Consider the following 22,804-nt stretch of genomic DNA (forward strand, 5'->3'; position numbering starts at 1 on the left):
TCATTCACCCTTCAGCGCGCGCTTGATCGTGTCGATGCGGCCGTTGAGGAACGCCAGCGTCGTCTGATAGGCGACGGCGTTCTCGGCAAAGGCGGTCTGTTCCAGCGGCAGGTCGACGGTGTTGCCATCCAGCGACGGCTGAAGCGGCACGCGGTACAGCGTCGCGCCGTTGATCGCGGCCTGGCTGTTGGTGCCCGGCTGTTCCACCGCAGCCAGCGCCGCGCGGAAATCAATGTCCTTCGCCTTGTAGCCCGGCGTCGAGGAATTGGCGATGTTGGACGCCAGCACGTGCATGCGCTGAGCGCGCACCGCCAGTGCCGCGCCATGCACGCCGAAAAGCCGATCCTGAGCCATAAGCGGTCTCCACGAAAAGTCGTTCGCCGGTTCACTAAGCAATGGCCGTGCCAATTTGCCGAAACGGGTATGCAGGGGGCAAAGCGGCAATCCGGGCGGCAAGATCTTGCCGGTTGCGGCAGACGGTTGCCGCCCGCCCCGCGCCGCCGCCGCTGCCCGCGCCGCAGCTTTGCCGGGCGCAGCGGATTGGCCCGCCCCTTGCATTATCATCGCGCATGATCGGAACCGACCTTTCCCAGACCGCTGCGCTGATGGCGCCGTTCGTCGATTGGCCGTCCATCGCCATTGTTGGCGGCGGCACGGCGATCGCGCTGGCGCTGCGCCATCCGCTGGGCGACCTCGGCAGGGCGATCGCTGCGCTGACGCTTGCGCCGCGGCGGCGGTTCGGTGCCGATGCGCTGTTGATGCAGATCGATGCGCTGTCGCGGATCGCGAAGCGGCATGGCGTGATGCAGCTGGATCAGTCCGTGATCGATGATCCTGATGTGCGCGCGGCGATTGCCGTGATCGTCGATCGCGGGGCGCCGGACCGGGTCGCGCAGCTGCTGGACGAGCGGCGAACCGCACGGGCCGAGCGGCATCAGGCAGCGATCGCCGTTTGGGCAAGCATGGCCGATATCGCGCCCGCCATGGGCATGATCGGCACGTTGATCGGCCTCGTCCGCATGTTCACGACGATGAGCGATCCGCGCGCGATCGGTGCGGCGATGGCGATTGCGCTGCTGACGACCCTGTACGGAGCCTTGATTGCGACATTGATTGCACTGCCGGTCGCCTCGCGCCTGCGCGCGCTGGCGCGGGCGGAATGGATGGAGCGGACCCGGCTGGTGCAGCCGCTGAACGAGCTGGCCGCGCGCGAGCAGCCGCGTTTGCGCCCGGTACAGGACCGGACCGCATGATTGCCGCCGCCGATCCGTTCGAAATGCCGGACGCCCGGCCGGTCTGGCTGACGACGCTGGCCGATCTGTCGCTGCTGCTGCTCGGCTTTTTCGTGCTGGTCATGGCAACAGAGGGGCAGGACCGGACCCGGCTGGCTGCGGGGATGCGGGCGGCGTTCGGTGTCGAGACAGAGGGGACGGCGCCCGTGCGCCCCGCGCCCATGCCGCTGGAAACGGCGCGGGTGCGCGGGTTCGTCGCGGGCGACGATGGCATTCCCGATGCGGGCATGGCCATTGCCGATTGGGCAAGGGCCGCCGCCGCCGATCCGCGCGTCACCCTGACCCTGAGCGGCGGTGCGACGGGCGGCGAGGATGTCGATCCCGATACCGGAAGCATCGCGGTGCTGGCACAGGCACGGGCGCTGGCCGTCGCACAGGCGCTGGTCGCCGCGCGCGCCGTGCGCCCCGAACAGCTGCGCATCGCCGCCCATGACGGCCAGCCCGCGCGCGAGGCGCAGGTGATCGTGACCATCGGCTTTGCCGGCACGACGGCAGGAGCCGCCCGATGACAACCCCTTCAGTTCATGTTCCAAGCAGGAGACGATCCATGCGGATGATCCTTTTGCCGCTGTGCCTAAGCCTGTCGCTGCCCGCGCTGGCCGGCCCCGGCGATGTCCAGTCGACCCAGATCCTGGATACGGCGGTGGCGCAGTTCACCGGCGTGCCCGTCGGACAGGAAGGGGGTGCACGCACCGCCGTCGATCCCCGGCTGCGGCTGGCATCGTGCCAGTTGCCCCAGCTTGAATGGTTCACGCCCGCGCGCGACACAGTGGTGGTGCGCTGTATGGCGCCGGCCTGGCGCATTTTCGTGCCGGTCAACCGGTCGCAGCCGGTGCAGCAGCCCGTGGCCGCGACACCCGCCGGCATGGCCGGGCGGCCAGCGCCGGAGCCAAAGGCCGAACCGGTGATCAAGCGCGGCGATGCCGTGCGGGTCCAGGCGATGTCATCCGGCTTTGCCATCAGCCGCGACGGCGTGGCGATGGGCGATGCCGCTGCAGGCGGGCGCGTGCTGATCCGCGTGGACGACAAGAAGCCGCCGATTCAGGCTGTGGCGGTCGAACCGGGCGTCGCCACCCTGCCGGGCTGGATCCGCTGACGGCCCCGTAAATCGGCGTGGCAGAAAAAATGTCTTCAGCGATGAACAAAACCCTAAAGCCTTTTTCGCTTCGGTCGTTTCCCATTGTGTCAGCAGCTTATTCGGAGCGTGGACATGGTGGACCCGATCGGCATCAAGCCCATCCAGACCGGCGATCGCGCCGGGCCGGTGGCGGCCGTGCGGCCTGCCCGGACGCCGGAGCAGACCGCAGACACTGCGGCGCGCACGGCCCAGCCGGGCGTGCGGACGCTGGCCCGTCAGGCAGCGGAAAAGCCGGAAGTTCGCGCCGAGCGGGTTGCGGAGGTCAAGCGCGCGATCGAGCGCGGCGACTTTCCAATCCTGCCCTATACCATCGCCGATCAGCTGATTGCGCTGCGGCTGGACTGGCTTGACGTCCGATGACCCGCAAGGACGCCCTGTGCCAGGTGATCGAGTGCCTGCACGCCGAAATCGACGCGCTGAAGGCGAATGACGTCGCCGCGCTGGAGGCTGCGACCCAGGCCAAGCTGGGCGCGCTGGAAATCGTGGTCGCCAATGACAATGGCGCTGCCCCTGATGCCGAGCTGCGCGCGCTGGCCGAGGAAGCGCACAAGCTGAACGAGACGGCGCGCATTTACGTCAACCTGATGGCGGCAAATGTTCGCCGCCGCCTGCAGGATCTTGCCGGTGCCACGGGTGCCGCCCTGCGCCCGGCAGGCGCGGCTGGCCGGGTTACCGCCGCTTACGGGGCCTGATCCGACCCATCGGGTCATTTTGGCACACTCCTTGCTGTGATGCTTCCGTAACGGAGCAATCGAGCCAGGACTGATGCCGACCAATCTAGTCAATCCAGTCGCATCGCGATCCAGTGTCCATTCCGCCATTGCGCAGGCAAGCCAGCGCACCGGCATGGATTTCCATTATCTGCTTGGCCAGGCGCAGGTCGAAAGCGGCCTGCGCGCGGATGCCCGCGCCGGCACGTCGAGCGCGACCGGCCTTTATCAATTCATCGAACAGAGCTGGCTGGGCGTGGTGAAGCGGCATGGCGGCGAGCACGGCCTTGGCTGGGCCGCCGGTGCCATCGGCCAGACGGCCAACGGCCGCTATATCGTCAGTGACCCCGGCGTCCGCCGCGCGATCCTGAACCTGCGCAACGATCCCCAGGTCGCATCGCTGATGGCGGCGGAGCACGCATCGGACAACAAGGCCGCGCTGGAACAGACGCTGGGACGCGAGGCCGGCGGCACGGACCTGTACATGGCGCATTTCCTGGGCCTGGGCGGCGCGCGTCAGTTCCTGAGCGCGATGGAGGCCAATCCCGACCGCAGCGGCGCGGCAATGTTTCCCGCCGCCGCACGCGCCAACCGTTCGATTTTCTACACCGCCGGCGGACAGCCGCGCAGCCTGTCCGACATCTATCAGCGTTTTGCCGCCAAGCTGGACAAGGGCGCGATGGCCGCCGGATCGACCGGCCCGCAGCCGGCCAGCCCGTTCCAGAATCTGGACCCGGGTGTCGAGGTGCTGCTGGGCAACGAGGCGGAGGGGAATGACCGCGCCTGGGTGGAAACGACGCTGGCCAATCTGAACGTCATTCGCGGCCAGCAGACGCCGGGCGCGATGGGCGATCCCATCCGCACCGCCGCCTATCGCCCGACGCCGGAAACGGCGCGGCTCGCCTATCTGATGCTCGCCAATCTGGGGGCCTGATCCACGATGTTCGCAGCCCTGGCCACGCACCGCAATTTCATGCCGATCGTCCGCAACAGCGCGCTGCCGCTGGCGATCCTGCTGCTCGTCCTGTTGATGGTGGTGCCGATCCCGGCCTTCCTGCTGGACGTGTTCTTCATCCTGAACATCGCCATCAGCCTGGCGGTGCTGATGGTTGCGCTGAATGCGCAGAAGCCGCTGGATTTTTCCGCCTTTCCGTCGGTGCTGCTGTTCGCCACGCTGTTTCGCCTGGGCCTTAACGTCGCATCGACCCGCGTCGTGCTGGTGCACGGTCATGAGGGCGAGGCCGCGGCCGGTCATGTGATCGAGGCTTTTGGCACGTTCCTGATTGGCGGCGATTATGTCGTCGGTCTGCTGGTCTTTGCGATCCTGATGATCATCAACATGGTCGTCGTGACCAAGGGCGCGGGCCGCGTGTCGGAAGTGTCGGCACGCTTTACCCTGGACGCCCTGCCCGGCAAGCAGATGGCGATCGACGCCGATCTGAACGCTGGCCTGATCACCGCCGACGAGGCGCGGGCCAAGCGGGTCGAGGTGGCGACCGAGGCCGATTTCTATGGCGCGATGGACGGTTCGTCCAAGTTCGTGAAGGGCGATGCCGTTGCGGGCCTGCTGATCCTGGCGGTCAACATCATCGGCGGCCTGATCCTGGGCGTGGTCAGCCACCAGCTGAGCATCGGCGATGCGGCCCGCACCTATATCATGCTGGCCATCGGCGACGCGCTGGTGGCGCAGGTGCCGGCGCTGCTGCTGTCGATCGCCGCCGCCGCCATCGTGACCCGCGTGACGTCCAGCCAGGATCTGGCCGGACAGATTGGCGGCCAGTTCGGATCGTCGCGCACCTGGACCCCGGTTGCCGCGATCCTGGCGCTGCTGGGCGTGCTGCCCGGAATGCCGACGCTGATCATCCTGCCCGCTGCTGCTGCTGCCGGATTTGCCGCCTATCGCCTGCGTCAGGCAGAGCGTCGTCCGCCGCCGCCCGAGCCGGTCGCGCCGCCGCCCGACCTGTCGCGTATCGGATGGGATGAGGTTGCCGACACGCTGATGATTCAGGTGGATATCGGTTATGGCCTGGTGCCGCTAGCCGACGAGCGGCGCGGTGGCCCCGTCATGGGCCGCATCACCGGCGTGCGCCGCCAGCTGTCCAAGGAACTGGGTTTCGTGGTGCCGCAAGTGCGGGTGCGCGACGACATCAACCTTGCCCCCTATGCCTATCGCGTGCTGATCGGCGGCGTCATCGTCGGTGAGGACAGCGTGTCGCCCGACGAGATGCTGGCGCTGGACACCGGTCAGGCGATCGGTGCGGTGCAGGGCAAGCGGGTCAAGGACCCGACCTTTGGCCTGGACGCGGTCTGGATCCGCGCGGGCGATGCCGATGCGGCGACAGGTCAGGGCTATCTGGTGGTCGATCCGGCGACGGTGATTGCCACCCATCTGAACCAGTTGCTGATCCAGCACGCCGCCGACCTGCTTGGCCCGGACGAGGTGCAGTCGCTGCTGGACGAGCTGAAGGAGCGCCACGCTGCGCTGGTCGGATCGCTCAGCCCCAATCCGCTGCCGCTGACCACGCTGACCCAAGTGCTGAAGGGGCTTCTGGCCGAGAATATTCCGCTGAAGGAATTCCGCCGTATCGCCGCCGCCATCGCCGTCGCTGCCCAGCGCAGCATCGATGCGGAGGAGATCATCGAGCTGATCCGGCCCGATCTTGGCCCGCTGATCATCCAGAAGCTGTGCGGCGTGCGCGAGCCGCTGCGCGTGATGACGCTGGAAGGGCAGCTGGAGGCGCTGCTGAGCCAGGCCGTGCGCGGCGACATGAGCCGCCGCCACGCCATCGATCCCGAACTGGGCCGCCGCATCGCCGATGCGCTGCAGCGCGCCGCCCAGCCGCTGGTCGCCGATGCCAAGCCGTTCGCGCTGGTGGTTCAGCCGGGCATCCGCCTGGCGATCCGAAAGCTGGTCAGGACGGTGCTGCCCGACACGCCGGTCATGAGCTTTTTCGAGGTGCCCGAGGACAAGCCCGTCGAGGTGGTGGCCGTGATCGGTGCGCCGGAGGCATTGCCCGCATGAACGCGCCCTTTTTCCCCGAACGGCCGCTGACCTATTCCCCCGCCGCCGCACAGGCACGGGACAAGGATGCGCTGGCCCGCAAATATCTGCCGCTGGTGCGCCGCGTCGCGTGGCACGTGCACGGCGCGATGAGCACGCTGATCGAGGTGGAGGACCTGATCCAGTTCGGGCTGGTTGCGCTGATCGAGGCGGCCGACCAGTTCGAGGAGCGGGGTACCGCGACGTTCGAGCAATATCTGACGACGCGGGTACGCGGCAGCATGATCGATGCGCTGCGCCGGAACGCGACCATGACGCGCGGCGCGATGCGCCGGAAACGCGAATATCGGGAGACGATCGCGATGCTGACCACTGATCTGGGCCGGCCGCCGCGCGATGCGGAGGTTGCCGCACGGCTGGGCGTGACGCTGGACAAGCTGCGCACGGACTATGCCGGGGCAGAGGCGTTGCGGTTCGATTCGATCGATGAGCTGTACGACGACGAAGCGCCCTGGTTCATGTCCGACGCGCCCGATCCGTTCGAGTCGCTGGCCGAGGGGGATCAGCGCGAGGCGCTGGCCGCGACGATCGCCGAATTGCCCGAGCGCGAGGCGCTGGTCATTCAGCTGTACTATGTCGAGGAACTGAACCTTGAGGAGATTGGCGAGGTGCTGGGCGTCGGTTCGGCGCGCATCTGCCAGATCAAAAAAAGCGCGCATGAACGGCTGCGCAAGGGGTTGATGCGGCGGCTGGGGTGAATTGACCGGTCGGTGATCCGGTCAGTCCAGCAGCCCCTTTAGCCGGTAAAGCTGGTCCAGCGCATCGCGCGGGCTGAGCGCATCCACATCCAGCGCCGTCAGTGCCTCGCGCAGCGGGTCCGCAGCCTCCGGCTCCGCATCTGCCATCGCGGCGAACAGGGGCAGGTCGTCAAGGCCAGCGGCAATGCCGCCCGTCTTTTCGCGCCCCGCCTCCAGCCGCGCCAGCACGGCCTTTGCGCGGGCAAGGGTTGCAGGCGGCAGACCGGCGAGCCGCGCGACAGCCAGGCCATAGCTGCGATCCGCCGGCCCCTCTGCCACTTCGTGCAGAAGGACCAGATCGCCCTTCCATTGGCGCGCGCGGACATGGTGGAGCGACAGGGCCGGGCAGCGTTCCGCCAGCCGGGTCAGCTCGTGATAATGGGTGGCGAACAGGCAGCGGCAGCGATTGTCGTCATGCACCGCCTCCACCACCGCCCAGGCGATGGCAAGGCCGTCATAGGTGCTGGTGCCGCGCCCCACCTCGTCCAGGATGACGAAGCTGTGCGGTGTCGCCTGCGCCAGAATTGCGGCGGTTTCGACCATTTCGACCATGAAGGTCGATCGGCCGCGTGCCAGATTGTCGGACGCGCCAACCCGGCTGAACAGCCGGTCGACCAGCCCGAGCCGGGCCGTTGCCGCGGGCACATAGCTGCCGGCCTGAGCCAGCACCGCGATCAGCGCGTTCTGACGCAGGAACGTCGATTTTCCGCCCATGTTGGGGCCGGTCACCAGCCACAGCCGGTTGTCGGGTGACAGGCCGCAGTCATTGGCGACGAACCGCTCACCGGACCGTGCCAACGCGGTTTCCACGACGGGATGACGGCCGCCCGTCACCTCGAAACAGGGATGGTCGGCAATGTCGGGGCGGGCCCAGCCGCCCTCTGCCGCGCGCTCGGCAAGGGCGGCGGCCACGTCCAGCCGGGCGACGGCGTCGGCGGTGCGGGCGATCGCTTCCCGGCTGGACAGCGCCTGTTCGGTCAGGTCCTCAAGATGCGCGGCCTCGGCGGCCAAGGCATGGCTGCTGGCCTGAGCCACCTTCATCGCGACATCGTGCAGGTCGGCGGCGTTGAACCGGACCGCACCCGCCATGGTCTGTCGATGAATAAAGCCGCTGTCCGGCGCCATCAGCGCATCGGCGTGGCGGGCCGGCACCTCGATATGATAGCCAAGGACATTGTTGTGCCGAACCTTGAGCGCGGCGATGCCCGTGCGGGCGCGGTAATCCACCTCCAGCCCGGCAATCGCCTGACGCCCGCCAGCGCCGGTGCGGCGCAGATCGTCGATCGCAGCGTCGAACCCCTCGGCAATATACCCGCCCTGAGCAGCGTCGATGGGCGGTTCGGACACCAAGGCGCGCCGGAGCAGGTCGATCAGCGCGCCATGGCCGCGCATATCGGGCAGCAGCGCGGCAAGCAGCGGCGGCCCGCCCGCGCGTTCCAAGCGCTCGGCCAGCCGCCATGCGCCGTCCAGCCCGTCGCGAAGTTGGCCCAGATCGCGCGGGCTGCCGCGGCCGGCTGCGATCCGGCCGATGGCGCGGCCGATATCGGGCATGGCGCGCAGGGCCGAGCGAAGCTGATCGCGCCGTCCGGCATCGTCATGGAAATGCTGAACCAGATCGAGCCGTTCGGCGATGGCCGCCCGGTCCATCAGGGGGGCAGCAATGTCGGCGGTCAGCAGTCGCGCGCCCGCCCCGGTGACGGTGCGGTCGACAGCGTCGAGCAGGCTGCCCCGCCGCGTGCCGGACTGGCTGACGGTCAGCTCAAGGCTTTCGCGCGTGGCAGCGTCGATCGCCATCGTCGCCTCGCTCGACTGAATACGGGGCGGACGAAGGAAAGGCAGTGACCCCTTTGCCGTGTGGTCGAAATAGGCGATGAGGCCACCCGCCGCCGCCAGCGCCGCCCGGCTGAACTGGCCAAAGCCATCCAGCGTCGCCACGCCGAACAGGGATTTCAGCCGCGCCTCGCCCCGGCTACTGTCGAAATCGGTCCGCGCGCGCAGTGTCGTGGCGGCAGCATCCACGGCCGAACCCTCGGCCGCGATCAGCTCTGCCGGGGACAGGCGGGCAATGGCCGCGCCAACGCCCTCGGCCGATGTCTCGATGATCTCGAACCGTCCGGTCGAGATGTCGGCGGCGGCGATGGCGGTGCCGCCCGCCGCCTCCCCCACCGCGGCGCACCAGTTTGCTGCGCGGGCATCCAGCAACGCTTCCTCGGTCAGCGTGCCTGCCGTCACCACCCGCACGATGGCGCGGCCGACCAGCGCCTTGCTGCCGCCGCGTTTCTTCGCCTGTTCCGGCGTTTCGGTCTGTTCGGCAATCGCGACGCGGTGCCCCGCCTTGATCAGTCGCTGCAGATAGGCCGTCGCCGAATGGACCGGCACGCCGCACATCGGTATTTTTTCGCCCTGATGCTCGCCCCGCGCCGTCAATGCGATGTCGAGGCACGCGGCCGCCACCCTGGCATCGTCGAAGAACAGTTCGAAAAAATCGCCCATGCGGTAAAACAGCAGGCAATCCGCCGCCTCTGCCTTCAGCGCCAGATATTGCGCCATCATCGGGGTGGGGGCTGGGGCGTCGGCCATCCGGTTCGAATAGCCGGTGGCGGGGGGCAGGCAAGCGGTGTCAGCGATGATATCGCTAACAATTTCGCACTTGCGGGATGGAATGGCGGGTGACGTGGCGGAATTGCCCGGTTAAGGACCATGGCAAAGCCGTACCCAGAGGATGTCGATGACCGACGAGACCAACCAGTTTTCCGACCGCGAGGCCCTGCGCTTTCATGCCGAGGGCCGCCCCGGCAAGATCGAGATCGTCGCGTCCAAGCCGCTGACGACGCAGCGCGACCTGGCACTGGCCTATTCGCCGGGCGTCGCGGTGCCGGTAAAGGCGATCGCCGAGGATCCGGCCACTGCCTATGATTACACGGCCAAGGGCAATCTGGTCGCGGTGATTTCCAACGGCACGGCGATCCTGGGCCTGGGCAATCTGGGCGCGCTGGCATCAAAGCCGGTGATGGAGGGCAAGGCGGTCCTGTTCAAACGCTTTGCCGATGTCGATTCGATCGACATCGAGCTGAAGACCGAGGATGTGAACCGCTTCATCGATGCGGTCGAACTGATGGAGCCGACATTCGGCGGCATCAACCTTGAGGATATCAAGGCGCCGGAATGCTTCATCATCGAGCAGACGCTGCGCGAGCGCATGAACATTCCGGTGTTCCATGACGATCAGCACGGCACCGCGATCATCACGGCCGCGGGCCTGATCAACGCCTGTCTGCTGACCGGGCGCAGCTTTGCCGACATCAAGGTGGTCGTGAACGGCGCGGGCGCGGCCGCCATTGCGTGCACCGAACTGATGAAGGCGATGGGCGTCCGGCATGAAAACGTGCTGATGTGCGACCGCACCGGCGTCATCACCGTCGACCGGGAAGATGTGAACCAGTGGCAGTCGGCGCACGCGGCAATCACCGACCGCAAGACGCTGACCGACGCATTGTCGGGGGCGGACGTGTTCCTGGGCCTGTCGGCGGCCGGCGCGCTGAAGCCGGAGATGGTCAAGGACATGGCGCCTGCACCGATCATCTTTGCCATGGCCAATCCGGAGCCGGAAATCCGCCCGGAGCTGGCCAAGGCGGCGCGGCCCGATGCGATTGTGGCGACGGGCCGGTCGGATTATCCGAACCAGGTCAACAACGTCCTCGGCTTTCCCTTCATCTTCCGCGGCGCGCTGGATGTGCGGGCGACTGGCATCAACGATGAAATGAAGATTGCGGCGGCCAATGCCATCGCAGAGCTGGCGCGCGAACAGGTGCCGGAGGAAGTGGCGCTGGCCTATGGCGTCCAGCACAGCTTTGGTCCCGAATACATCATCCCCGCGCCGTTCGATCCGCGGCTGATGGAGGTGGTGCCCGCCGCCGTCGCCAAAGCGGCGATGGATTCGGGGGTTGCCACCAAGCCCATTCTCGACATGGCCGCATATCGCCAGTCGCTGAAGGCGCGGCTCAATCCCACGACATCGGTGCTCAGCCTTGCCTATGAAGGTGCGAGGGCCAAGCCCAAGCGCGTCGTCTTTGCCGAGGGCGAGGAAGAGGTAGTGCTGCGCGCGGCCATCGCCTTCAAGGAAGGCGGCTATGGCACGCCGGTGCTGGTTGGCCGCGATTCGACGCTCGACCGGCTGAAGGCGCTGGGCGCCAATCCCGATGATTTCGAACTGCACAACAGCGCCCATTCGCCGCTGGTGCCGCGCATGGTCGAGTTCCTGTACGCCCGGTTGCAGCGGCGCGGCTATCTGCGCCGCGATATCGAACGGCTGGTCAATCGCGATCGCAACATCTTTGGCGCGCTGCTGCTGCAGATGGGCGAGGGTGATGTGATGATCACCGGCACCACCCGGACCTGGGCCGAAACCATGCGTCAGGTCCGCCGCGTCATCGACCCGTCGCCCGGCCGGATCCCGTTCGGCATCCATGTGCTGGTGGGCCAGTCGCATACGGTGTTCATCGCCGACACGACGGTGAACGAGCGGCCGACCGCCGAGGAACTGGCCCAGATTGCCGAGGGCACCGCAGCGGTGGCGCGCCGGATGGGCGTGGAGCCGCGCGTGGCGTTCGTTTCCTATTCGACGTTCGGCAACCCGGAGGGCCGCTGGATCGACAATCTGCGGGGCGCGGTGAAGCTGCTCGACGAACAGAATCCGGGCTTTGAATATGAAGGCGAAATGCCGCCGGACGTGGCGCTGAACCCCAAACAGCTGGCCAATTATCCGTTTGCCCGGCTGTCCGGCCCGGCCAATGTGCTGATCATGCCCGGCCTGCAATCGGCGAATATTTCCGCCAAGCTGCTGCGCGAACTGGGCGGCGACGCCACGATCGGCCCGATGCTGGTCGGCATGGAAAAGCCGGTGCAGATCGCCCCGATGAGTTCGACTGCCAGCGATCTGGTGACGCTGGCCGTGCTGGCGGCGGGCGGCATCGTCCAGTGAGCTGCTTGCGGAGCGTGTTGCAATGCAGCAACACGCTCCGCGCAATTCCACGCAATTCGTCCTGCCGGGTTGCGTAATAAAGCTGTTTGATAAAGCCTGTGTCCGTTCGATGGTTGTCGCAGCCCATCGAGCCGTTGTCGTCCGTCGGGCGGATGACAGCGACACATAGCCGCCGGCCGGACCGACAACCCGAAAACAGGGTGCGGCCGGACAAGGTCGGATGCCCGGAGAGGCCTGGAATCACACCTTGATGAGGGGGATCCATGCCCAATATTGCTATTCTGCTCGCCTCTACCGCGCTGGTCGCATTCGCGGTGCCTGCCCATGCCCAGTCCGGACCCAGCGCCGACCCCGAACCGGTGGTCGCCACCGATGAATCCGCACAGGATCAGGCCGCCAGCAGCGAGATCGTCGTTACCGGACGCCGCGTTTCGACCGCCGAAACCGCGATCGGCACCGACGAGACCACGGCCACCATTTCGATCACGCGCGAGGCGCTATTGTCCGCACCAGCGGGCATTTCCGGCCTGAAGATGCTGGAAGGGCTGCCCGGTTTCAACGTGCAAGCGAACGATGCCCTTGGCCTGTACGAATTCGGCAATTCGGTGTTCGTGCGCGCGTTCAATTTCCAGCAGATCGGGTTCGTGCTGGACGGCGTGCCGATGGGCCGATCGGACCAGTTCGGCGGCAGCCCCATTTTTCGCTATGTCGAAAACGAGAATCTGTCGCGCGTGACGGCCAGCCCGGGCGCAGGCGATGTTTCGCTGCCCAGCTATTCCTCGCTTGGCCCCATCGTCCAGTACATCACGACCGATCCCGAAAAGGAGATGGGCGCGGTGGCCCAGTTCACCGTCGGCGCGGACGATTTCCGGCGCGGGTTCCTGCGCCTGGACACCGGGGACGTGGGCGGATTTTCAGCCTATGCCAGCTATTCGCGGCTGGAGGCCGATGTGTGGCGCGGGCCGGGATTCATTGAGCGCGATCATGTCGAGGCGAAGGCGCGGTATGAATTCGGGCCCCACTCGCTGGCGTTCCGGTTTCTGTACAACGACTATTTCGATTACGACTCGCCCGCCATTTCGATCGCGCAATATGAGGGGACGGCCGGCGATGCGTTCGGCCGGTCGGGCCGCTATTTTGCGTATCTGGGCGAGGTGCCGGACCTGCCGGTGACGACGCCCGGCATCCGTTATTCCAACACCTTGTATAACCAGTATTTCAAGCAGGCGGTCAATTCGCGGACCGATTACCTGTACAGCCTGCACGGCGATTTCGAGCTGACCCCCGGATTTACGTTCAGCCCGACGCTCTATTACGAGGACAAGCAGGGATATGGCGTGTCGCCAGAGGCCTATGCCACTTCGCTCAGCGCGTATAACGCGCAGCGGCTGATCGTACCCGGCCTGACCGCGCCGAAGGGGTTGCAATACGGCCTGTCGACGATCGAGGGCGAGCGGTACGGCATGGTCGGCAATTTCAATGCAGAGCTGGGCGTTCATGCGCTGCAATTCGGTTTCTGGGCCGAGAATGACGATTATCACCGGACGCAGGACCGGTTCAATCACGCCGACGGCAATCCCGATGGTGACCCGTTGCTGAACGAGCCCGTCCATCGCCAGCGCGATTACCGGTCAAAGCGCGAGACGTTCCAATATCATGCCAAGCTGACGTTCAAGCTGCTGGACGAGGCGCTGAAGCTCGACATGGGGTTCAAGGGCACGATGATCGATTATGCCATCGCCGGATATCGCAACCCCGGCGATTATATCGCCCGCCGGACGCCGCGGATTACCGACAATTACGAGGACCTGTTCCTGCCGCAGGTTGGCCTGGTGTTCGATATCACCGACCGCGAACAGATCTTTGCCAGCTATTCCGAGAACCTGGCGTTACCGCGCGGCGCGGACGACATCTTTTCCGCCGCCAGCCCGCTGGCCCCCGGCCCGTTGCCGGAAACCGCAAAGAACGCGGAACTGGGGTTCCGCACCAACCGGCAGATGTTCAACGCATCGCTGGCGCTGTTCTATACCCGGTTCGACAATCGGCTGCAGTCCTTTGCAGCGCCAGTGCCGGGATCGCCGCAGCTGGAGACGTTTTTCCAGAATGTCGGCGCAGTCGAAAGCTATGGCGCGGAGCTTTCCGGCATCGTGAAGCCGTCGAGCTTTTTCTATGTCAACGCCAACGTCACGTATAACATCGCCAAGTTCAAGGACAGCTATTCAAGCCTGGCCATCGCGGGCAACCGGGTGCCGGACAATGCCGACTGGCTGATCCAGGCGGGCGTGACGGTGGAGCCTGCCGACTGGATCGTCGCCAATTTCAGCGGGCGTTATCTGTCCAGTCGCTACACCAACTTCATCAACACACAGGAACTGCCCGGCTACACGATCTTCAACGCCTATGTTGACTTGGGCGAGGGCATCGATGTCGGGCCGTTCAAGGCGATCCGGTTGCGCGCCAATGTCGATAACATCTTCAACAAGGATTATCTGGGCACGATCAACGTATCGACCAACGGGCTGGCGACGTTCCGGCCCGGCCCCGACCGGACGTGGCAGCTGAGCTTGCGCGCCGCAATCTGACCCATCATGCTGGCAGTCGGGGGAGCGATCCTCCGGCTGCCCGATGTTTTCCGGAGGTTCCCCGATGCCACCCATTCGCGCGCTTGCCCTGTTCCTGCTGGCCGGCACGGCGGTGCCGCTGCATGCGCAGGACGCGCCCCGTGTCGATCGCAAGGCGGCGGCGTTGCACCAGCGCATCCTGACGCTCGATTCGCACCTGGATACGCCCGCCAGCCTCGACCTGCCCGGCTGGTCGATCCTGGACGAGCATGAGGTGCATGACGATTATACCCAGGTCGATCTGCCGCGGATGAAGGCGGGCGGCCTGGATGGCGGGTTGTGGGCGATCTATACCCCGCAAGGGCCGCTGACGCCGGAGGGGTATCAGCAATCGCGCAATTTCGCGGTGATGCGCGGGCTTTCAATTCACAAGATGGTCGCGGCCAGCCCCGGCGATTTTGCGCTGGCGATCAAGGCCTCCGATGCCGCGCCGATCACGAAGGCCGGCAAGCGCGTCGTCTATCTGTCGATGGAAAACGCCTATCCGCTGGGCGAGGACCTGAGCCTCATTGACCTGTTCCAGAAGATGGACGTGCGGGTGATCGGGTTCACCCATTTCGCGCACAACCAGTTCGGCGACAGTTCCACTGATCCGTCCAGGGCGCCCAAATGGGGCGGGCTGTCACCGCTGGGCAAGCAGCTGCTGGCGGAAATGAACAGGCGCGGGATCGTGCCCGACCTGTCGCACAGCGCCGATTCGACGCTGGACGATGCGCTGGCCCTGTCGACCACGCCGCTGATCCTGACCCATTCGGGGTGCAAGGCGATTTACGATCATCCCCGCAATGTCGACGATGCGCGGCTGAAGGCGCTGGCGGCCAAGGGCGGGGTCATTCAGATGAACGCTTATGGCGGGTATCTGCGCGCGCTGAAGCCCAATCCTGAGCGGGACGCGGCGCTCCGCGCGCTGCGGGAGGCGATGCCGCGCGGCGAGATGACGGCGGCGCAGCGGACGGAGATGCTGGCCAAGCGGCGGGAGATCGACGCGAAATATCCGGCGGATGAGGCGAGTTTCGAGGATTTCCTGGCGCATCTGTTCCACGCGTTGAAGCTGGTTGGGCCGGACCATGTCGGCATCGGCCTCGACTGGGACGGGGGCGGCGGCACCAGGGGGATGGAGGATATCCGCGCGCTGCCCCGCATTACCGAGGCGCTGGTCAAGGCCGGTTACGGCGAGGCGGATATCGAGAAGATCTGGTCGGGCAACATGCTGCGCGTGCTGAAGGCGGCCGAGGACGCGGCGGCAAAATGACCGGTCAGGGGTGCAGGGCGGCCCAGGCTGCCCGCACCTGATCGGCGAACCACGCCTCGCCGCCCAGCGTGCCGAACACCGGCTGAATGGCGAGCGCAGCGGCGACCGGATCGGCGCTGGTCCCGGCATCGCGAAGCTGATCCGCCAGCGGATCGTTGACGAACGGGCCGGACAGATGGGCGATCCATGCCGCGACGCCCAGCGAACAGGCGGGAGAGGGCTGGCCCGCATCGCGGCGATCCACGATGGTGCCGACCAGCCGCTGGGGCAGTTTCTGCGATCCGTCCATCGCGATCTGCGCCAGCCGGTGCTGAAGCGCGCTGTTGTCGAACCGGTCCCGCAATGCGGCGGCATAGGCGACGGGATCAAGGCTGGGCACGGCGCCGATGGTCGCTGCCGCTTCTGCCATCTGCGCCTCCACCGTCGCGCGGATCGTGGGGTCGGCCATCGCCTCGTGAACGAACGTCAGCCCCTTGGCTAGGCCCAGATAGGCCAGGGTCGAATGTGCGCCGTTCAGCATCCGCAGCTTGGCGAACTCGAACGGGCGGACATCGACGACCATTTGTGCGCCATGCGCTTCATAAGGCGGGCGGCCCGCGGCGAACGCATCTTCGATCACCCATTGGGTAAAGGGTTCCGCCTTCACCATCGCGCGGTCATCGGCGCCGATCCGGTCGGCCAGTGCCGCGATGTCGGCATCGGTCGTTGCCGGCACGATGCGGTCGACCATCGTCGCTGGAAACGCGCAGGTTCCGGCGATCCAGTCGGCAAGCGCGGGATCGGTCAGCGCGGCCAGGGCCGTTACCGCACCGCGCAGCACCGCGCCATTATGCGGCAGATTGTCGCAGCTCATCAGCGTGAGCGGCCCCGTCCCTGCGGCACAGCGGCGGGCCAGGCCAGCCACGATGAAACCGATGGCGCTGCGCGGCCGGTCCGGATGCGCCAGGTCATGGACGATATCGGGATGATCGCGGTTGAGTTCGCCAGAGGCGGGATCGTGGCAATAGCCCTTTTCCGTGATGGTCAGGCTGACGATTCGCGTGGCGGGTGCGGCGATGGCGGCGATGACCGATTCGGGGTCCTCCGGCGCGACGAGCACGCCTGCGACCGATCCGACGATGCGATCCGCCGTCCGGTCCCCATCCCGCACCACCAGGGTGAACAGGCCGTCCTGCGGCGCCAGTTGATCCCTGACGCCTGCCGAGCGGAGCGAAACGCCAAGGATGCGCCAGTCACCGGCACCGGCGGCGATGGCATCATCGGCATAGACCGCCTGATGCGCCCGGTGGAACGCACCGATGCCCAGATGGACGATGCCGACCCCGATGGTGCCGGGATCATAGCCGGGGCGGCGAACGGCGGCGGGCAGGGTGGCAAGCGCGGCGAGCGACAGACGGCTGGTCATACCACGCGCTTAGTCAGCATGGTTTGGCATTACCAGCAAGGATGGGGCAAAAATGGTGCCCGAGGGCGGGATCGAACCACCGACACTACGATTTTCAGTCGTATGCTCTACCAACTGAGCTACTCGGGCACGCCGGGCTTTCGACCGGAGAGCGGGCCTCTTAGTCGGGGTCGTCGCCCCTGTCCAGCCCGCTTCGTTCATTCGCGATTTCATCCGGATCGGCAAGGCGGCCGGGCAGGCGATACCCTTCGCCCAACCAGTTGAGCAGATCGCGGTCCTTGCATCCGCGCGAGCAGAACGGCCCGTGTGCGCGGGTGAGGACAGGCTTGCCGCAAAGCGGGCAGGGATCAGGCGTGGCGGGGCTGGACATGGCCGCCGGATATGCGCAGCGCCGGATCGGGTTGCAAGGTCACCGGCGCGCCCAGCCGCGCGGCGAGGCGGTCGGTCCAGCCCGGATTGGCGGCGATGGCGGCCACGACATCGGGATGCGCGGCGATCAGCCGTTCGCCATGGCCGATGCTGCGTTCGGCACGGCGAATCAGCGCGCGCGCAGCCCAGGCGGCAGGATCGAGCGCGTAAAGTTCGGGCAGGGACAGCCGCTCGCGCCGCCGGACGATCTGGACAAAGCCGAACCCGTTGACGGCGGTTCGTTCGAACGGCGGGGGTACGGATTGATCCAGCGCCTCTGCCATGGCGATGCGGGCGGCCTTGTCCTCGACAGTGGGCAGGTCGATGCCGATTGACCCGGCGATGTCGAGCCGCCGGATCGCCGCGCCGGCGGCGCGCGCAGCGGCCATGCCAAGGTCAAGCGGGGCAAGTTCACCATCGGCATCGAACAGCGTCATGGCAGGGGTCGGGTGGATCGACAGGGACCCGCCGGCAAAGCGGATCAGGCCGGTTTCCGCTTCCTCCAGCACCTCGCTCCAGCCCGCCTGCTCGAACGGGTCCGGCCCGAATCGGGGCGGCACGCGCGCGCCGGGCAGCCGATCGGCAAGGGCGGGGGCGGGGCCGATCACGGCGTCATGGGCCGCCGGGCGCGCACGGGCACGCTTTGGCTTGCCGGGTTCGGGCGTGGCGGGGCGCGTGATTTCGATGCGGCACATCGCGCCCTGTGTGATGCCGGGGGGCAGTGGGCTGACCAGCGCCTGACCATCCGCCAATTCGACGATCCCCTGATTGCGGGCGGTGATGCGGCGGACCAGCCGGGCGTCGAGCACCGTCCCGGCGGTCAGCCCGCCGTCCGGTTCGATGCGTGCTTCTAGGATGCGGTCGCCGCCGATCAGGATCGCGCGGGTTTCCCCGATCCCGCGTTCGACCCACCAGTCAGCCAAAGCGATAGCCGCTGGCTTCCAGCAAGGCGCGGGTTTCGAACAGGGGCAGGCCGACGACGCCGGAATGGCTGCCCGACAGGAAGCGGACCAGCGCCTCTGCCCGTCCCTGAATGGCGTAGCCACCTGCCTTGCCCCAGCCTTCCCCACTGGCGAGATACCAGTCGATTTCGGCTGCGCTCAGCCGCTTGAAGGCAACGATGCTGTCGGTCAGCCGCGTGCGGGCGCGGCCGTCGCGGTCGATCACGCAGACGCCCGACCAGACATGATGGCGGCGGCCGGACATCAATTCCAGCATCCGGCGATGATCGTCGGCATCGGCAGGCTTGTTAAGGATGCGGCGACCGACGGAGACGGTGGTGTCGCCGGCGATGACGATTTCATCCGCCTCACGCGGGACGGCGCGGGCCTTTTCCTCGGCAAGACGGGTTGCATAGACGCGAGGAAGCTCGCCCTTTCGCGGTTCCTCGTCAATATCGGGTCCGACGACCCGGTCCGGCGTCACGCCGATGCGCTCAAGCAGCTGCAACCGGCGGGGCGAAGTGGAGGCGAGCACAAGCCGCACGGGACCGAAGCCTCAGGCGGAAATCAGGAGGACGGGCCGGGGCCGCCGCGACCGGGCATGAAGCGATAGGTGATGCGGCCCTTGGTCAGGTCATACGGCGTCAGTTCGACCAGCACCTCGTCACCGACCAGCACGCGGATGCGATTCTTGCGCATCTTGCCGGCGGTGTGGCCCAGAATCTCGTGATCGTTTTCCAGGCGGACCCGGAACATGGCGTTGGGCAACAGCTCAACGACCTGTCCGCGCATCTCAAGCAGTTCTTCCTTGGCCAAAAATCGTCCTCAGTCGTTCGAAAATAAAGGTGGACGGCCCATAAGCCCGAATCGGGCAAAAGGAAAGCCGTCCACCGGGCGGTTTGCCTCAAGCCATTCGAACCCGCCGCCAGAGCGGCAGCGCCAGTCGGTCGATCAGCGCCAGCACGACCAGCGATGCGCCGAGCAGCGGCAGAAAGATTGCCAGCACCAGCGTGATGGCAGCGACGCCGCGCATCCGCACCGGATTGCGCGGGGCGGGCGGCGCGCCAAGCTGGCCCGTCGGGCGCCTGCGCCACCACATCAGCGTGCCGGATACCGCCAGCACGATCAGGGCAAGCGCGGTCAGGACGCCGATCGCCTGGTTGATCCAGCCCAGCCATTGCCCCTCATGCCAGGCGATGCCGATGCTGACCGCGCGGTCGATGGGGTGCTGATCGGCAAAGTCGCTGTGCGCGACGACCGTGCCGGTGGCGGCATCATATTCGACGGTGCGGATTTCCGGCCGATCCTGCGTTTCGCTGGTCAGGCGCCAGTTGGGGCCGTTGGGCGGGCCAAAGCGCATCGGCGCGTTGGGGGGCAACAGGATGGCGGGATGGGGCATCCCCTCCCCCCGGGCGCGGGCGACGATGGCGGTCAGCGATTGCTGTTTGACAGGGGCCTTTGCCGGGGCCGCGGCGGCGCGCAGCATCGCTTCATGGTCATGATCGCCGTGCAGGTCCGCGCCCCCTTCCCATTGCTGGGCCTGTTTCACCCATCCCATTTCCGCCCGCACCGCCCGGAACGCCGTCGCCCAGGCCTCTGTCCAGGGCAGGGCAGTGAACAGGAGGATGAGGGCAAGGCCAGCCACCCAGAATCCGGTAACAGCGTGCAGATCGCGCAGCAGCGTGCGGCCGCCCAGATGCAGGCGCGGCCAGACGACGCCCGCCGCTCCGCGTCCGCGCGGCCACCACAGGTAGAGGCCCGTCAGGACCATGACGATTGCCCAGCTGCCCGCCAGTTCGACGAGCAGCCGGCCGCCCGTGCCGATCATCAGCGTGCCGTGAATGCGCGACACGATGGCGCTGATCCGGTCGGCCGGGGCCATCGCGCCCGCCACGCGTCCGTCCGGCGCGACATAGACGTTGCGGATGCCGCCGCCCGCCAGGTCGATCTGGATCATGGCAGCATCGCCCGGTGTCTGGGGCAGGCGATAATGGCGGATCCGCGCGCCCGGATTGGCGGCCAGCGCGGCGCGGGCCTGATCGTCCGGGCTGGCGGTTTGCGGGACCGGCATCGCCAGCCATTCGCGTTCCTGCCACCGGTCCAGCTGCGGCTTGAACAGAAAGACCGCGCCCGTGACCGACAGCATCAGGATGAAGGGCACGACGAACAGCCCGGCATAGAAATGCCAGCGCCAGATCGTGCGATAGAGGCCCGCGCCCATCAGAAGCGGGTCCGGATGCCGCCGAACAGGGCGCGCCGCTCAACCGGCTGATAGATGGCCGACCCGGAAGTTGCCAGCACGACCGCACTGATATCGCCGATCGCGCGCTTGTTCGTCAGGTTGCGGGCATCGAGAAACACATCGACGCCGCGCGTTACGCTGGCCCCCGCCGTCACGCCCAGCAGAGCATAGGCCGGTGCGCGGGTGGTGTTGCGATAATCGGCGAACGCGCCCCTTGGCACCCATTCGACATTGGGTGCGACATGCAGCGCATCGGTTCCGATCCGCACCTCCCCGCGCAGCATATGGACGGGCACCACGGGCAGGCGGTTGTCGCCGTATTGACGATCGCCATCGAAGCGGAAATCCGACCACAAATAGGTGCCGCGCAGGCGCAACCAGTCGCTGGGCGCGATGGTCAGCCCCGCCTCAACCCCCTGATGCACGGTCTGGTCGGCGTTGAACGTGCTGGCCGGGATGCTTTGATCCACCGTGAATTGCAGCAGTTCGCCGGTCAGGTCGGCGCGATAATAGCTGACGTCCCATTCGACGCCGTTCAGGTTGCCACGAGTGCCCACTTCCTTGGTCCAGCCGCGCTGGGCATCCAGATTGACGAAGGTTGTGATCTGACCCAGCTCGCTGAACCCCGGCAATTCGGCCGAGCGGCTGATGTTGCCATAGAGCTGGATACCCTCGCCGACATCGAACAGGACGCCCAGCTTTGGGCTGACCTGGCTGAATTCGGCCCGGCCGAACTGGCTGGTGAACCCGCGGCTGAAGTTGATCTGCTGTTCGCGCCAGCCATCCGTCCAGACGACCCCGGCGATCAGGCTGAGCGGATCGACGGGGCGGAAGCGCAGCTCGCCATAGACATTGCTGGTCCGCGCCCGCTGATCCGCCTGGAACGTCGGCGCGCCGCGACGGCCATTGACGTTGACGTATCGTTTGGCGTCCGTGTCGCCGATGCGGAACTCGCCGCCGATGGTCAGTTCGAACGGCCCGCGCGCCCATTCCATGCGGGCATAGGCACCGCGATCGAAGCTGTCGTTGTCGATCACTTCGAAGATGGGGTGATACAGTTGCTTGTCGTTCATGAAGATGCCGACATTCAGCTCGCCATCGGGCAGCGTCAGCGTGGTGCGGTTCTGGATGCGGATCGACGCAATGTCGCGGCGCTGGTCGCCGACGAAATTGCCGCGCGTCGGATCGGTCAGCGCAACCGAGCGGGTCAGCGCGCCGGGCAGCTGCTGGTAAATGGCATTGGCCGAACCATAGAAGCGAGTAGTCAGGCCGGGTGCGACCTCGATCCCCGCATTGCCGTTGAACCGGACGGATCGCCGCCGGGCATGATCGCGGTCGCCGTCCGATGTGTCGCCGCTGACCCCTACCCAGAAGTCGCCGGGGCCGGACGTGCCGCCAGCGGTCAGCAGCAGGCGCGCGGTATTGAAGCTGCCGCCATCGGCGCGGGCATAAAAGCCCTGCGTCTGCGTGCCGCGCGGCGTGATGCCGTTGACCGCGCCGCCCAGCGTGGAAGCGCCATAGCGCAGCGCGTTCGATCCGCGAAACACCTGAAGGCTGGAAAAGAACACCGGGTCCAGTTCCTGGAAATCGCCATTGTCGTCGGCAAGGTTGATTGGCACGCCGTCCTGAAGCAGCGTCAGCCCGCGCATGTGAAAGCCGCGCGAGATGCCCGAGCCGCGGATGCTGATCCGCACTTCCTGGCCATAGCGCGGCTGAAGATAGACGCCGGGCGAAAAGGCGAGCGCATCGCGCAGCGAGATGACCGTCCGGTCGGCATAATCCTGATAGCCGACGGTATCCGCGCCGCCGGGCGTGCGGGCGGTTTCGCGCTCGGCCTGATCACGGGCATCTGGCGCGGTGACGATGATGACCTGAGTGTCGGTATTTTCGACCGCGACGGGATCTGTGGCGGGCGCGGCCAGCGCGGCCGCCAGCGCAAGGGTGGAGAAGGACATTGGGTGTTCCTGAACTGAAAAAGCCAGTGGCTTCGTTCATGCCGCGCCCGGGCGTGCCCGA

At 66.7% G+C, this 22,804-nt stretch carries 20 protein-coding genes and 1 tRNA gene; 11 read left to right on the top strand and 10 right to left on the bottom strand.

Going from position 1 to position 22,804, the window contains the following annotated elements; translation table 11 throughout:
* Entirely contained in the window at positions 1-354 is a 354-nt protein-coding gene (flgB, locus tag ACNI3Q_RS07675; protein ID WP_426275439.1) for a flagellar basal body rod protein FlgB, read from the bottom strand.
* A gap of 215 nt (positions 355-569) precedes the next feature.
* Here flgB and ACNI3Q_RS07680 point away from each other — a divergent pair, with 215 nt between their 5' ends.
* The 8 genes from ACNI3Q_RS07680 to fliA all read left to right on the top strand — a co-directional run bounded on the left by ACNI3Q_RS07680 (position 570) and on the right by fliA (position 6,899).
* A complete protein-coding gene (locus ACNI3Q_RS07680) occupies positions 570-1,253 on the top strand; it encodes a motility protein A (protein ID WP_426275441.1) in 684 nt (227 codons plus the stop codon).
* Complete coding sequence (locus tag ACNI3Q_RS07685; RefSeq protein WP_426275443.1) at positions 1,250-1,801, top strand: flagellar motor protein MotB; 552 nt, start codon at positions 1,250-1,252, stop codon at positions 1,799-1,801. Before ACNI3Q_RS07680 ends, ACNI3Q_RS07685 begins: the two co-directional genes overlap by 4 nt.
* A gap of 38 nt (positions 1,802-1,839) precedes the next feature.
* Positions 1,840-2,388, top strand: a complete 549-nt coding sequence (locus tag ACNI3Q_RS07690) for a flagella basal body P-ring formation protein FlgA (protein WP_426275445.1) — start codon at positions 1,840-1,842, stop codon at positions 2,386-2,388.
* 114 nt (positions 2,389-2,502) lie between these two features.
* Positions 2,503-2,790, top strand: coding sequence for a flagellar biosynthesis anti-sigma factor FlgM (locus ACNI3Q_RS07695; RefSeq protein ID WP_426275447.1), 288 nt, complete (start codon positions 2,503-2,505; stop codon positions 2,788-2,790).
* Complete coding sequence (locus tag ACNI3Q_RS07700; RefSeq protein WP_426275449.1) at positions 2,787-3,122, top strand: flagellar protein FlgN; 336 nt, start codon at positions 2,787-2,789, stop codon at positions 3,120-3,122. Before ACNI3Q_RS07695 ends, ACNI3Q_RS07700 begins: the two co-directional genes overlap by 4 nt.
* A 73-nt stretch (positions 3,123-3,195) precedes the next feature.
* Entirely contained in the window at positions 3,196-4,074 is an 879-nt protein-coding gene (locus ACNI3Q_RS07705; protein ID WP_426275451.1) for a lytic transglycosylase domain-containing protein, read from the top strand.
* A 6-nt stretch (positions 4,075-4,080) separates the two neighbouring features.
* The gene (flhA, locus tag ACNI3Q_RS07710; RefSeq protein ID WP_426275453.1) at positions 4,081-6,162 is read left to right on the top strand and encodes a flagellar biosynthesis protein FlhA; all 2,082 of its coding nucleotides are present in this window, start codon (positions 4,081-4,083) and stop codon (positions 6,160-6,162) included.
* On the top strand, positions 6,159-6,899 hold the full coding sequence (gene fliA, locus ACNI3Q_RS07715; RefSeq protein ID WP_426275455.1) for an RNA polymerase sigma factor FliA: 741 nt from the start codon (positions 6,159-6,161) through the stop codon (positions 6,897-6,899). Before flhA ends, fliA begins: the two co-directional genes overlap by 4 nt.
* Positions 6,900-6,920: 21 nt before the next feature.
* Here fliA and mutS read toward each other — a convergent pair whose 3' ends face one another.
* Positions 6,921-9,491 (bottom strand): DNA mismatch repair protein MutS, encoded by a 2,571-nt coding sequence (gene mutS, locus ACNI3Q_RS07720; protein ID WP_426275657.1) that lies wholly within the window; start codon positions 9,489-9,491, stop codon positions 6,921-6,923.
* A gap of 175 nt (positions 9,492-9,666) precedes the next feature.
* Here mutS and ACNI3Q_RS07725 point away from each other — a divergent pair, with 175 nt between their 5' ends.
* From ACNI3Q_RS07725 to ACNI3Q_RS07735, 3 genes are all read left to right on the top strand, one after another.
* Entirely contained in the window at positions 9,667-11,919 is a 2,253-nt protein-coding gene (locus tag ACNI3Q_RS07725) for an NADP-dependent malic enzyme (protein ID WP_426275457.1), read from the top strand.
* 263 nt (positions 11,920-12,182) lie between these two features.
* The gene (locus ACNI3Q_RS07730) at positions 12,183-14,501 is read left to right on the top strand and encodes a TonB-dependent receptor (protein ID WP_426275459.1); all 2,319 of its coding nucleotides are present in this window, start codon (positions 12,183-12,185) and stop codon (positions 14,499-14,501) included.
* A 64-nt stretch (positions 14,502-14,565) separates the two neighbouring features.
* Positions 14,566-15,792, top strand: a complete 1,227-nt coding sequence (locus tag ACNI3Q_RS07735; RefSeq protein WP_426275461.1) for a dipeptidase — start codon at positions 14,566-14,568, stop codon at positions 15,790-15,792.
* Positions 15,793-15,796: 4 nt separating this feature from the next.
* On the opposite strand, the gene ACNI3Q_RS07740 is transcribed toward ACNI3Q_RS07735, so the two are convergent.
* From ACNI3Q_RS07740 to ACNI3Q_RS07775, 8 genes are all read right to left on the bottom strand, one after another.
* Positions 15,797-17,197, bottom strand: coding sequence for a mannitol dehydrogenase family protein (locus ACNI3Q_RS07740; protein WP_426275463.1), 1,401 nt, complete (start codon positions 17,195-17,197; stop codon positions 15,797-15,799).
* 53 nt (positions 17,198-17,250) lie between these two features.
* Positions 17,251-17,326, bottom strand: a tRNA-Phe gene (locus ACNI3Q_RS07745).
* Between the two features lie 31 nt (positions 17,327-17,357).
* The gene (locus ACNI3Q_RS07750) at positions 17,358-17,567 is read right to left on the bottom strand and encodes a DNA gyrase inhibitor YacG (protein WP_426275465.1); all 210 of its coding nucleotides are present in this window, start codon (positions 17,565-17,567) and stop codon (positions 17,358-17,360) included.
* Positions 17,545-18,528: a ribonuclease gene (locus ACNI3Q_RS07755; RefSeq protein WP_426275467.1), complete on the bottom strand. Its 984-nt coding sequence runs from the start codon at positions 18,526-18,528 to the stop codon at positions 17,545-17,547. Before ACNI3Q_RS07755 ends, ACNI3Q_RS07750 begins: the two co-directional genes overlap by 23 nt.
* On the bottom strand, positions 18,521-19,090 hold the full coding sequence (locus ACNI3Q_RS07760) for a Maf family protein (protein ID WP_260021189.1): 570 nt from the start codon (positions 19,088-19,090) through the stop codon (positions 18,521-18,523). Before ACNI3Q_RS07760 ends, ACNI3Q_RS07755 begins: the two co-directional genes overlap by 8 nt.
* 23 nt (positions 19,091-19,113) lie before the next feature.
* Positions 19,114-19,362, bottom strand: coding sequence for a translation initiation factor IF-1 (infA, locus tag ACNI3Q_RS07765; protein WP_260021190.1), 249 nt, complete (start codon positions 19,360-19,362; stop codon positions 19,114-19,116).
* A gap of 88 nt (positions 19,363-19,450) precedes the next feature.
* The gene (locus tag ACNI3Q_RS07770) at positions 19,451-20,767 is read right to left on the bottom strand and encodes a PepSY-associated TM helix domain-containing protein (protein WP_426275470.1); all 1,317 of its coding nucleotides are present in this window, start codon (positions 20,765-20,767) and stop codon (positions 19,451-19,453) included.
* Positions 20,767-22,743, bottom strand: a complete 1,977-nt coding sequence (locus tag ACNI3Q_RS07775; protein ID WP_426275472.1) for a TonB-dependent receptor family protein — start codon at positions 22,741-22,743, stop codon at positions 20,767-20,769. The genes ACNI3Q_RS07770 and ACNI3Q_RS07775 overlap by 1 nt, the downstream gene beginning before the upstream one ends.
* Positions 22,744-22,804 lie beyond the last annotated feature (61 nt).

Origin of the sequence: Sphingomonas eleionomae (genome assembly GCF_049889035.1) — a bacterium.
In the GTDB taxonomy this organism is placed as follows: Bacteria; Pseudomonadota; Alphaproteobacteria; order Sphingomonadales; family Sphingomonadaceae; genus Sphingomonas.

Coding starts and splice junctions, on each gene's coding strand:
- ACNI3Q_RS07695 (WP_426275447.1), top strand. CDS start 2,503: ATGGTGGACCCGATCGGCATCAAGCCCATCCAGACCGGCGATCGCGCC.
- ACNI3Q_RS07770 (WP_426275470.1), bottom strand. CDS start 20,767: ATGGGCGCGGGCCTCTATCGCACGATCTGGCGCTGGCATTTCTATGCC.
- flgB (WP_426275439.1), bottom strand. CDS start 354: ATGGCTCAGGATCGGCTTTTCGGCGTGCATGGCGCGGCACTGGCGGTG.
- ACNI3Q_RS07775 (WP_426275472.1), bottom strand. CDS start 22,743: ATGTCCTTCTCCACCCTTGCGCTGGCGGCCGCGCTGGCCGCGCCCGCC.
- ACNI3Q_RS07685 (WP_426275443.1), top strand. CDS start 1,250: ATGATTGCCGCCGCCGATCCGTTCGAAATGCCGGACGCCCGGCCGGTC.
- ACNI3Q_RS07680 (WP_426275441.1), top strand. CDS start 570: ATGATCGGAACCGACCTTTCCCAGACCGCTGCGCTGATGGCGCCGTTC.
- fliA (WP_426275455.1), top strand. CDS start 6,159: ATGAACGCGCCCTTTTTCCCCGAACGGCCGCTGACCTATTCCCCCGCC.
- ACNI3Q_RS07705 (WP_426275451.1), top strand. CDS start 3,196: ATGCCGACCAATCTAGTCAATCCAGTCGCATCGCGATCCAGTGTCCAT.
- flhA (WP_426275453.1), top strand. CDS start 4,081: ATGTTCGCAGCCCTGGCCACGCACCGCAATTTCATGCCGATCGTCCGC.
- ACNI3Q_RS07690 (WP_426275445.1), top strand. CDS start 1,840: ATGCGGATGATCCTTTTGCCGCTGTGCCTAAGCCTGTCGCTGCCCGCG.
- ACNI3Q_RS07750 (WP_426275465.1), bottom strand. CDS start 17,567: ATGTCCAGCCCCGCCACGCCTGATCCCTGCCCGCTTTGCGGCAAGCCT.
- ACNI3Q_RS07735 (WP_426275461.1), top strand. CDS start 14,566: ATGCCACCCATTCGCGCGCTTGCCCTGTTCCTGCTGGCCGGCACGGCG.
- ACNI3Q_RS07730 (WP_426275459.1), top strand. CDS start 12,183: ATGCCCAATATTGCTATTCTGCTCGCCTCTACCGCGCTGGTCGCATTC.
- ACNI3Q_RS07725 (WP_426275457.1), top strand. CDS start 9,667: ATGACCGACGAGACCAACCAGTTTTCCGACCGCGAGGCCCTGCGCTTT.
- ACNI3Q_RS07740 (WP_426275463.1), bottom strand. CDS start 17,197: ATGACCAGCCGTCTGTCGCTCGCCGCGCTTGCCACCCTGCCCGCCGCC.
- ACNI3Q_RS07700 (WP_426275449.1), top strand. CDS start 2,787: ATGACCCGCAAGGACGCCCTGTGCCAGGTGATCGAGTGCCTGCACGCC.
- mutS (WP_426275657.1), bottom strand. CDS start 9,491: ATGATGGCGCAATATCTGGCGCTGAAGGCAGAGGCGGCGGATTGCCTG.